Source organism: Dysosmobacter sp. (assembly GCF_052306735.1).
In the GTDB taxonomy this organism is placed as follows: Bacteria; Bacillota; Clostridia; order Oscillospirales; family Oscillospiraceae; genus Oscillibacter.
Window position 1 is genome coordinate 1 of sequence record NZ_DAWBAJ010000063.1, and the last position, 9,596, is coordinate 9,596.

The window sequence follows — 9,596 nt, forward strand, 5'->3', positions numbered from 1 at the left end:
ATTGGCGCGGCGGCCGTGCTGCTACCGGCAACATCATCCCCTCCTCCACCGGCGCCGCCAAGGCTGTGGGCAAGGTCATCCCCGAGCTCAACGGCAAGCTCACCGGCATGTCCATGCGCGTCCCCACCCTGGATGTCTCCGTGGTGGATCTGACCGCCAAGCTGGAAAAGCCCGCCACCTATGAGCAGATCTGCGAGGCCATGAAGGCCGCTTCCGAGGGCGAGCTGAAGGGCGTTCTGGGCTACACCGACGAGGATGTTGTTTCCTCCGACTTCCTGGGCGATCCCCGCACCTCCATTTTCGACAAGAAGGCCGGCATTGCCCTCACCGACACCTTCGTGAAGGTGGTCTCCTGGTACGACAACGAGTGCGGCTACTCCAACAAGATGGTGGATCTGATCCGCTACATGTCCTCTGTGGACCACAAGTAATTTTCCCCGCATCTTCCGCCCCGGGCCCTTTGGCCCGGGGCTTTTTTGCACCTTTTGCCGGAACGGGCGCCGCCGGGCAGCAAAAAAGCGCCGGTTGCCCGGCGCGGCCTCCCATGTACAGCACAACCCCCCGCTCGCTCCAACGACGAACGGGGGGCCTACTCCTGGATCGGATTTTCCAATACTTTTACCTCTTGCTTTCTTTGACTACCGCTGGATCCCAGTCATGCTTGGGGAAATCAATCAGGAAACTCGGGGAAACTCAGGTATTTGCCAATCCTTAAAACATCGGTTACACGCAGATTCTTGCTCTGGTCTTTACCAAAACTTCTCTCGTGTGGCTCATCATAGTGAGGTGTGTTTCGTTTTTGGGTTCTTCCGGAGTTCGCGCGGTTTTAATGTGGACTGGTTTCCATACGGCGCTGGGATGAGGATGAATTTGAACCTCTGAGCTTCTTAGCCCATTGGACTCACTCCCTTCCTGTGTCTACAATGTACAATACTTTTCTGAAAATGTCAAGTGCATTTGTGCAATTTTACATTTTTCATAAATGCAAATCGATTGCCGTCAGCAAGGTGCACAAATGTGGGGCCGAGTGCACCCTCACCCCTCCAACTGCCGCAAAAAGGCCGCTGCACAGAGCCCCGGATCCTCCCGGAACGCCGCCCTCAGGGCCTCGAGATTCTCCTCGCTGTGCTCGATCTCGCAGCTCAGGCGGCGCACCGCCTCGGAAAAGCCGCATACTCCCGCCAGGCGCTGGGCGGTGAGTACCATCAGCACACACAGCTGCGCCCGGCCCAGCAGGTCCCCGTCGTTCACCGTCTTGAGAAGATAGCGGAAGGCAAAGTATGCCCCCACCCGCTCCAGCAGCGCCTCCGGCACCGGCACATCCTCCGCCGCCGCTGCCCGGCCCAGGAGGTCCCGCCAGTCACCGTCCAGGGCCTCCAGGCCGGAGAGCACCTCCAGGGCGTGGGGAAAGAGCCCCGGCCCGGCGGGGACTTCCACCTCCGGCGCCTCCCACTGCGCCGCCAGGTCCGCCAGCTCCTCCCCCCGGTCGGCATCCAGAACCGCCTGTGCCTCCAGGGCCAGCAGCAAAAACCGCTCCATCCGCGCCTCCAGCGGCCGCTGCCGCGCCTCCAGTTCCCGGAGCATCCGGTCCCGGAGAGGCACCAGCCCCGCAAGCCATGGGTCCCCGGGCTCTCCCGCCTCCGCCGTCTGCCGCTCCGGGAAGGTCAGGGGAGCCTCACTCCCCAGCAGCAGCTCCAGGGCCGCCGGGCAGGAGGCGCTGAGACTCACCTCCCGGAAGGGGCCGTAGTCCTCAGTAAAGCGGGGATGGGCCCGGCAGGTGACGGAGGTGGCCTCCGGCCCCAGCTGCCGGTGGATCTCGCACAGGTTCTCCCCGTCCAGAAAGGGGCAGCGGCCGCCGGAGAGGGGGAAGCAAACATCTCCGTCTTCGTCCACCGCCATGGCGGCGCGGAGCTTCTCCCCCAGAGGGCCGGGAACTGTTCCATAAAGGCGGGCGGTCTCCTCATCAATGACCACCTCCCACTTTTCACAGCAGGTGTGGGGGCACGCTCCCGCCAGGCAGCGGAACGCCCCGTAATAATCCGGTTCCCGGACACGCATGATCCTCTCTCCTCTCAGTCTGTCAGTTCTTCGGGGCGCAGCAGGTGGAAGTGGTTCTTCCGGAAGGTCAGCACCCCCTCGTCCCGGAGCTTGCCCAGGGCGGCGGACATGGCGCTGCGGTCCACCGCCAGAAAATCCGCCAGCTGTTGGCGGTCCAGGGGAATGTCGAACTCCGGCGTCCCCGCCGCCAGGGCCGCGGCGGAGAGATAGCTCAGGAGCTTGTCCCGGGTGGTGCGCCGGGCCATGTGCCCCATCTTCCGGGTGAGGGCCAGGTTCTTCCCCGCCAGCAGCGCCGTGAGATTTTCCGTCAGCCGGGCGTGGAAAGTACAGGCGTTGGAGCAGCCGGAGAGGGCCCGGCGGGCGTCAAGAAACAGCACCTCCGTCTCCCCCGCGGCCAGGACCGTCACCTCCAGAGGCTCCCCGGCCAGCGCGTAGGACTCGGCAAAGACATCCCCAGGCCCCGCCAGCCCCACGATGGTGCGGCTGCCCCAGAAGTCCTCCTTTACCACGTGGACGGCGCCGGAGAGCACCAGCCCCAACCGCGCCGTCCGCTCTCCCCGGCGCAGCACCGTCTCCCCCTTTCCATAGCGGCGGCGGGTGGCCTCCACGCACCCCAGCAATGCCTCCAGTTCCTGGGGATCAATCCCCCGGAACAGAGGCGAGGGGAGCATCTCCGGTACGATTTCCAAAAAAATTCCCCCTTTTGTTGGAAATCCAACATACTTTTTATCCTGATTGTACGATACTATCCACAACAAAGCAAGAACAACGTTTGAAACGGAAAAAAGGAGAAACACTATGATTCGGAGGATCATTGAAATCGACCGGGAAAAGTGCAACGGCTGCGGCGCCTGCGCGGCGGCCTGCCACGAGGGTGCCATCGGCATGGTGGACGGCAAGGCCCAGCTGCTGCGGGACGACTACTGCGACGGCCTGGGAGACTGCCTGCCCACCTGCCCCACCGGCGCCATTACCTTTGTGGAGCGGGAGGCGGCCGCCTATGACGAGGCGGCGGTCAAGGCCCGGCAGGCCGCCCAGGCTGCTCCCCTGCCCTGCGGCTGCCCCGGCAGCGCCGCTGCGGTGCTGCGGGGAGGAGAGAGCTGCTGCGACGCGGCCTCGGCTGCCGCTCCTGCAGCGGCAGGCCCGGTGTCGGAGCTGCGCCAGTGGCCGGTACAGCTCAAACTCCTGCCGGTGGAGGCCCCCTACTACAACGGGGCAAAGCTCCTGGTGGCGGCGGACTGCACCGCTTTCTCCCGGGCGGACTTCCATGAGCGGTTCATGCGGGGCCGCATCACCGTCATCGGCTGTCCCAAGCTGGATGAGGGGGACTACACGGAGAAGCTCACGGAGATCCTCCGCCGCAACGACATCCGGGAGGTCACCGTGGTGCGCATGGAGGTGCCCTGCTGCGGCGGCATCCAGCGCGCCGTGGAAAACGCCCTGCGGGCAAGCGGCAAGTTCCTTCCCTGGCAGGTAGTGACCCTGGGCCGGGACGGAACCATTCTGGACTGAGTGAATTTTGAATCTGAAAGGAGATCTTGCTATGAACGCCATTGTCAACGATACCTGCATCGGCTGCGGCCTGTGCGCCGGCACCTGCCCCCTGGTCTTCACCATGGGAGACGACGGCCTGGCCCACGGCGGCGAAGTGCCCGCCAACCAGGAGGGTGCCGCCCAGGAGGCCCGGGACGGCTGCCCCGTCTCCGCCATCTCCCTGGAGGAGTGAGCCTATCACCTCATCAGCGCCCCGGAGCGTTCTGCTCCGGGGCGCTGATTTTTCACGTATTGTCCCGGCTGATGGGCTCCCGCAGCAAAAGGCGCCGCAGGGCCTTGCCGTTGAAGGGGATCAGGGGGTAGAGGTAGCCCCGGCCCACGATGGGTTTGGTGGTGGCCAGCAGCACCAGGATCCCCAAAAAGCCCAGCACGAACCCCCACACGTCAAAGAGGGCGGTGATGATCAGCAGCGCCACCCGCAGCAGCTTGAAGGCGTATCCCAGCTCGTAGCTGGGCTGGGCAAAGCCGGCGATGGAGACGAAGGCCATATACACCAGCACCTCCGGCCCCAGCCACTTGGCCTGGACGGCGAAGTCTCCCAGAATCAGGGCGCCCAGCAGGGAGAAGGAGTTGGACAGGGCGTCGGGGGTGTTGAGAGAGGCCAGCTTCAGCACGTCGATGAGGAACTCCACCACCAGCAGCTGCCAGAGAAGAGACAGCGACGCCGGCTCCGGCGGGGAGAGGAAGTCCAGCCACTCCGGCAGCCGGTCCGGGGAGCTGACCATCAGGTACCAAGCAGGGGTGATGAGCAGGGAGATCACAAACACCACCACCCGCAAAATCCGCAGGTACGTGCCGATAATTGGGGGAAAATAGTAGTCGTTGACCTCCTGGGTGAAGTCGAAAAAGGAGGTGGGCAGCAGCATGGCGGAGGGAGAAGTGTCCACCATCACCACCACGGATCCCTCCATGATGCAGGCGGCGGCGGTGTCCGGCCGCTCCGTGTAGCGGGCCTTGGGAAAGGGGTTGTACCACTGCTTGGGGCGGATGGCCTCCGCCAGGCTCTCCTGCCCCATGGACAACGCGTGGAGGTCGATGCCCTCCAGCTTCTGACGGATCTGCTCCAGGAGCTTGGGATCAGCCCGGTCATTGAGGTAGCAGAGCACGATATCCGTCTTGGAGCGCCCTCCCGCCCGGTGGGGCTCCATGGTCAGGTGGGGATCCCGGATGCGGCGGCGCAGCAGCGCAAGATTCGGTACCAGCGCCTCCACAAAGCCCTCGTGGGCCCCCCGGAGCACCCGGCCGTCGGCGGGCTCCTCCACCCCCCGGCCCGGGTAGTTCTTGGCATCCATCATGGCGGCGCCGCTGACGCCTTCCATCAAAAGGAGGCTCTTGCCCAAAAGCACCGAGGTGACGATGTCGTCCCGGTCGAAGCTCACGTCCGCCTCCATGAAGGTAACGCACCCGTCCACGAACTGCTGCATCTCGGTAATGTCCGCCACCGCCTGGGGCGGCAGGGACAGCCAGAAGGCCCCCATCCGCTCCAGCACCGCGTCGCCGCCGAAGCCGTCGATGACCCAGATGCGCCCCCGGCGGCCTCCGATGCGCAGGTCCCGGCTCACGATGTCGCAGCTGCGGTTCACCCCCAGCACATCGTCAAACCAGCGGACGTTTTCGGTATAGTCGTTGGAAATTTGTTCCATGGGCATCCTCCCCTCTGTTTCCAGGGTAGTATGCGCCGTTTTCCACAGTCTATCCCCCAAAGAGAGCAAAGGACCGGAGCCGCAGCTCCGGTCCTGGTATTTCCTTATGCTTTCACCGGCGGGAAGGTCAGGGTAAAGGTACTGCCCCGGCCAGGTTCGCTCTCCAGCTCCACCCGGGCCCCCAGATAGGCGGCGCCGTGCTTGACGATGGAGAGGCCCAGTCCCGTGCCGCCGCTGGAGTGGCTCTTGTCCACCCGGTAGAACCGCTCGAACACCCGGCTCTGGGCGTCCCGGGGGATGCCGATGCCGGTGTCCGCCACGGCCACCCGGGCCCCTTGGGGCGTGTTCTCCACGGTGACAGTGACGCTGCCTCCCTGGCGGTTGTAGGCCACGGCGTTGTCGCAGAGGTTGTAGACCACTTCCTCCACGATCTGGGGCACACCCCGGGCCAGGGCCGTCTCACCCCGGAGCTCCAGCGTGACGTCCTTGCGCTTTGCGGCATCGGCGAGCTGCTCCAGCACCCGTCCGGCAAGCTGGTGGAGATCCACCGTCTCCCAGGTGCCGGCGGGGCCTCCCTCGTCCAGGCGGGAGAGCTTGATGATGTCGTTCACCAATCCGATGAGCCGCTCCGTCTCCCGGCGGATGTTGCCGGCAAAGTGGGGAATGTCCACCGGCTGGACCATGTTGTTCTCCAGGATCTCCGCGGTGCCCAGGATGGAAGTCAGGGGCGTTTTCAGCTCGTGGGAGACGTTGGCGGTAAACTCCCGGCGCAGCGCCTCCCGCTGCTCCTTCTCCGTCACGTCCAGGATCACCAGCACGGCGCCAGTGACACGGCCGTCCCGCTCCACGGGATTGGCCAGCACCCGGCGGCACTCATCGTCCCGCTCCAGCAGCTCCTCGCAGCGGCGGCCCGCCAGGGCCTCCTCCACGCAGCGGCGGAAGCCCGCCTCCCGGTTGAGCTCCAGGGCACTGGCGCCCTCCTCTCCCGGCTGCCGGGCCCGCAGCAGCCGCACCGCTGCGGAGTTGTAGCTGAGGACCCGGGTCTCCGGGTCGATGACCAGGAAGCCCTCGCTCATGTTCTCGGTGATGGCGGTGAACTCTTGCTGGCGGCGGCGCAGATCCAGCATCTGCTGGTGGATCTGGCGGCGCTGGCTGCGCAGCTTGGTGAGCAGGGGCGCAAGCTCCTCATAGGTGTCCGCCCCGGAGGGGTCGTTGGGATCGATGGCGTTGATGGGGCGCACGATTTTCTTTGCCACCGCAGAGGAAAGCACCAGCGCCAGCACCAGTACCAGCAAAACCATCACCGCCACCGGCTGGAGCACCTGTACCACCAGCGTCCAGGCGGAGTACTGAGTATCCGACAGGCGCAGCACCGTCCCGTCGGTGAGGCGCAGCGCATAATAGATGGTCTGCTGGGCCAGGGTGTCGGAATAGCGCACCGCCCAGCCCTTACCCAGCTGCAGCGCCTCCCGGATCTCCTCTCTTTGGGCGTGGTTATCCAGGTCGTCGGCAGGCTCGGTGTTGTCATAGAGGACGGTACCGTCGCCGTCCACCCAGGTGACCCGGTCATTCCCGGGCAGTCCCGATTCCAGATAGGCCTCGCCGTCCAGCTCCACGCCCCGGGCGGCATACTCCGTCCGCACGGCCAGTTCGTTGAGCACCCGATCCTGGAAATACCCATAGAGCACCCCGGTGATGAGCACCAGGCTCGCCAGCAGCACCGCCATGGATACCGCCAGGATGGAGCGAAAGATCTGTTTTGTCATATTCCCGCTCCCCCGTCAGCTCTCTGCGGCGATCTTGTAGCCGTAGCCCCGGACCGTCTCGATGTACGCCCCCGCAGGGCCCAGCTTCTGGCGCAGCGTCCGGATATGGACGTCCACGGTGCGGCTCTCCCCGGTATAGGCGTAGCCCCACACCTGCTCCAAAAGCTGCTCCCGGGAGAACACCTGCCCCCGGTGCGCCAGCAGCAGCCGCAGCACCTCGAATTCCTTCTGGGTGAGGCTCACCGCCTCCCCGGAGACGTGGACGGTGTGTCGGCCGGGATCCACCTCCAGCACGCCGCAGCGGTAGCGGACCTCCTGAGTGTCCCGGTGTGTCCGGCGCAGCTGCACCCGGATGCGGGAAAGGAGCTCCAGCATGCCGAAGGGCTTGGCCACATAGTCGTCGGCGCCGCTGTCCAGCCCCACCACCTTGTCGTACTCGGTGCCCTTGGCGGTGAGCATGATGACGGGGACGGCGGCGGTGCGCCCGTCCTGACGGAGCTTTTTCAAAACGGTGAGGCCGTCCTCCTCCGGCAGCATGATGTCCAGCAGCACCAGCTCCGGCACTTCCTCCTCCACCGCCTTCCAGAACTCCGAGGGCAGCGGGAAGCCCCGGGCGGGCAGGCCCTGGCTGTTGAGGGTATAGATGACGAAATCCCGGATGCTGCCGTCATCCTCCAGTAAATAGATCATTGGCTCTTCCTCCTACCGCCGCCTCAGATCAGCGGCTGCTCATTGATCATGAGCTTGAATTGCAGGCCCAGCGTCTCCGCGGCCTTGCGGCAAAGGAGCATCCGCCCCATGAAGATTTCAAAGTAGTCCATGACGGAGCCGTACTTGGTATCCACCCACAGCTTCAGCTTGATGAGGGTATGCTCCTCGTTGATCTTCAGCTGAGACTTCTTCACCGAGTAGTTCACCCGGTCGTGGATATCGAAGGTGGCCATGTCCCGGTTGCGCACCCGGCTGCGGCGCACGTCGGACTTGTCCGCCAGGATCAGCGCCGCCGCCACAGCGTTCACCGGCTGACCGGTGCCTTCGTCGTGGTTGCCGATGGCGGTGACGATGGTGGCGATCTCCTCCGGGTCGCAGTCCAGATTGTCCAGGATCCGGAAGGCCATGACGGCGCCGGACTGGGAGTGGTCGATGCGGTTGACCAGATTCCCGATGTCGTGGAGGAACCCGGCGATCCGGGCCACTTCCACCGTCCGCTCCGGATAGCCCAGGGTGGAGAGGATATAGGCGGCGTTCTCCGCCACCACCGTCACATGGGCAAAGCTGTGCTCCGTAAAGCCCAGGGCGATGAGCGACTCGTCCGCCCGCTGGATATAGGTGCGGATAGCCGTGTTGTTTTTCACGTCTTCATACGTGAGCATTTGAGATCCTCTCCTTTTCTTTATGGAAGCAGGCGCGGCCGGTTCCCGGAACCCCGCCGCGCCGTCCGATTCAGTTTGCGGAGGGATGGATCCCCGTGATGGAGTATTCCACCCACTCGGCCACGTTGGTGGCGTGGTCGCCGATACGTTCCAGGTACTTGGCCACCATCAGGATGTCCAGGCCCTCCTCCCCGGCGTCGGGGCTCTGGCGCAGGAAGGTGATGAGCTCCCGCTTCACCTGGTTGAACAGCTCATCCACCTGATCGTCCGCCCGGCACACCGCCCGAGCCAGCTCCAGGTCCCGCCGGACGAAGGAGTCCACGCTGTCGGTGACCATGCCGATGACCGCCCGGGTCATCTCCGCGATATGCAGGCAGTCGCCGTTGGGCAGCGTGATATAGGGCACCAGGTCCGCGATGTCCGCCGCCTGGTCGCCGATGCGCTCCAGGTCGGAGATCATCTTCAGCGCAGCGGAGATCTCCCGCAGGTCCTTGGCAACAGGCTGCTGCTGCAAAAGGAGCTTCAAACAGCGGTTTTCCACCTCCCGCTCCTTCTGGTCGATCTCCCGCTCCGCCTCCTGGGCACTCTCCGCCAGATCCCGGTCGCCCTTCAAAAGGGCCTCCGCCGCGGCGGAGATGGCGTCCTCGCACAGCGCGCCCATCTGGATCATTTCCACATGCAGCTGCTCCAGCTGCTCATCAAACCGATTTCTCACGTTATCCGAACCTCCCCGTGATGTAATCCTCGGTACGCTTCTCCGTGGGATTGGAGAAGATCTGCTCCGTCTTACCGAATTCCACCAGATCTCCCAGCAGGAAGAAGGCGGTGTTGTCGGAGACACGGGCGGCCTGCTGCATATTGTGGGTGACCATGATGACAGTATACTTGCTTTTCAGCTCCACCGCAAGGTCTTCGATCTTGGAGGTGGAAATGGGGTCCAGGGCGCTGGTGGACTCATCCATCAGCAGCACCTCCGGCTCCACGGCCAGGGCCCGGGCGATGCAAAGGCGCTGCTGCTGGCCGCCGGAGAGGCCCAGGGCGCTCTTTTTCAGCCGGTCCTTCACCTCGTCCCAGATGGCGGCGGAGCGCAGGGAGTTCTCCACGATCTCGTCCAGCTTGGCCCGGGAGCGGATGCCGTGGGTCCGGGGGCCGTAGGCCACGTTGTCATAGATGCTCATGGGGAAGGGATTGGCCTTCTGGAA

Annotated in this window: 10 protein-coding genes and 1 pseudogene; 3 read left to right on the forward strand and 8 right to left on the reverse strand. The window is 64.5% G+C overall.

The annotated features are described in order from the left end of the window. Positions 1-431, forward strand: a pseudogene (locus ACT67G_RS11165) (type I glyceraldehyde-3-phosphate dehydrogenase); the annotation flags it as partial. Positions 432-1,035: 604 nt separating this feature from the next. On the opposite strand, the gene fliB reads toward ACT67G_RS11165, so the two are convergent. Both fliB and ACT67G_RS11175 read right to left on the reverse strand, forming a co-directional pair. Then, on the reverse strand, positions 1,036-2,058 hold the full coding sequence (gene fliB, locus ACT67G_RS11170; protein WP_443664286.1) for a flagellin lysine-N-methylase: 1,023 nt from the start codon (positions 2,056-2,058) through the stop codon (positions 1,036-1,038). A 14-nt stretch (positions 2,059-2,072) separates the two neighbouring features. Further along, complete coding sequence (locus ACT67G_RS11175; protein ID WP_443664287.1) at positions 2,073-2,747, reverse strand: Crp/Fnr family transcriptional regulator; 675 nt, start codon at positions 2,745-2,747, stop codon at positions 2,073-2,075. A gap of 109 nt (positions 2,748-2,856) precedes the next feature. Between ACT67G_RS11175 and ACT67G_RS11180 the strand changes: the two genes are divergently transcribed. Both ACT67G_RS11180 and ACT67G_RS11185 read left to right on the forward strand, forming a co-directional pair. Further along, entirely contained in the window at positions 2,857-3,570 is a 714-nt protein-coding gene (locus ACT67G_RS11180) for an ATP-binding protein (protein ID WP_443664288.1), read from the forward strand. 31 nt (positions 3,571-3,601) lie between these two features. Further along, positions 3,602-3,784: a ferredoxin gene (locus ACT67G_RS11185; protein ID WP_325245557.1), complete on the forward strand. Its 183-nt coding sequence runs from the start codon at positions 3,602-3,604 to the stop codon at positions 3,782-3,784. A gap of 52 nt (positions 3,785-3,836) precedes the next feature. On the opposite strand, the gene ACT67G_RS11190 is transcribed toward ACT67G_RS11185, so the two are convergent. The 6 genes from ACT67G_RS11190 to ACT67G_RS11215 form a co-directional block, all read right to left on the reverse strand. Beyond that, positions 3,837-5,255 carry a spore germination protein gene (locus tag ACT67G_RS11190; RefSeq protein ID WP_443664289.1) on the reverse strand — a complete coding sequence of 473 codons (1,419 nt, stop codon included), beginning with the start codon at positions 5,253-5,255 and terminating at the stop codon, positions 3,837-3,839. 104 nt (positions 5,256-5,359) lie between these two features. Beyond that, complete coding sequence (locus ACT67G_RS11195; protein WP_443664290.1) at positions 5,360-7,021, reverse strand: ATP-binding protein; 1,662 nt, start codon at positions 7,019-7,021, stop codon at positions 5,360-5,362. A gap of 15 nt (positions 7,022-7,036) precedes the next feature. Next, a complete protein-coding gene (locus tag ACT67G_RS11200; RefSeq protein ID WP_325245551.1) occupies positions 7,037-7,711 on the reverse strand; it encodes a response regulator transcription factor in 675 nt (224 codons plus the stop codon). A gap of 23 nt (positions 7,712-7,734) precedes the next feature. Continuing rightward, positions 7,735-8,394: an HD domain-containing protein gene (locus ACT67G_RS11205; protein WP_325245549.1), complete on the reverse strand. Its 660-nt coding sequence runs from the start codon at positions 8,392-8,394 to the stop codon at positions 7,735-7,737. 70 nt (positions 8,395-8,464) lie between these two features. Next, entirely contained in the window at positions 8,465-9,109 is a 645-nt protein-coding gene (gene phoU / locus ACT67G_RS11210) for a phosphate signaling complex protein PhoU (RefSeq protein ID WP_326214975.1), read from the reverse strand. A gap of 1 nt (position 9,110) precedes the next feature. Next, the coding region (locus tag ACT67G_RS11215; RefSeq protein WP_443664291.1) for a phosphate ABC transporter ATP-binding protein at positions 9,111-9,596 on the reverse strand (486 nt) is incomplete at its 5' end.

Bases quoted from the DNA above. Each gene is read 5' to 3' on its own strand.
- fliB (WP_443664286.1), bottom strand. From the start codon at position 2,058: ATGCGTGTCCGGGAACCGGATTATTACGGGGCGTTCCGCTGCCTGGCG.
- ACT67G_RS11180 (WP_443664288.1), top strand. From the start codon at position 2,857: ATGATTCGGAGGATCATTGAAATCGACCGGGAAAAGTGCAACGGCTGC.
- ACT67G_RS11185 (WP_325245557.1), top strand. From the start codon at position 3,602: ATGAACGCCATTGTCAACGATACCTGCATCGGCTGCGGCCTGTGCGCC.
- ACT67G_RS11200 (WP_325245551.1), bottom strand. From the start codon at position 7,711: ATGATCTATTTACTGGAGGATGACGGCAGCATCCGGGATTTCGTCATC.
- ACT67G_RS11205 (WP_325245549.1), bottom strand. From the start codon at position 8,394: ATGCTCACGTATGAAGACGTGAAAAACAACACGGCTATCCGCACCTAT.
- ACT67G_RS11195 (WP_443664290.1), bottom strand. From the start codon at position 7,021: ATGACAAAACAGATCTTTCGCTCCATCCTGGCGGTATCCATGGCGGTG.
- ACT67G_RS11190 (WP_443664289.1), bottom strand. From the start codon at position 5,255: ATGGAACAAATTTCCAACGACTATACCGAAAACGTCCGCTGGTTTGAC.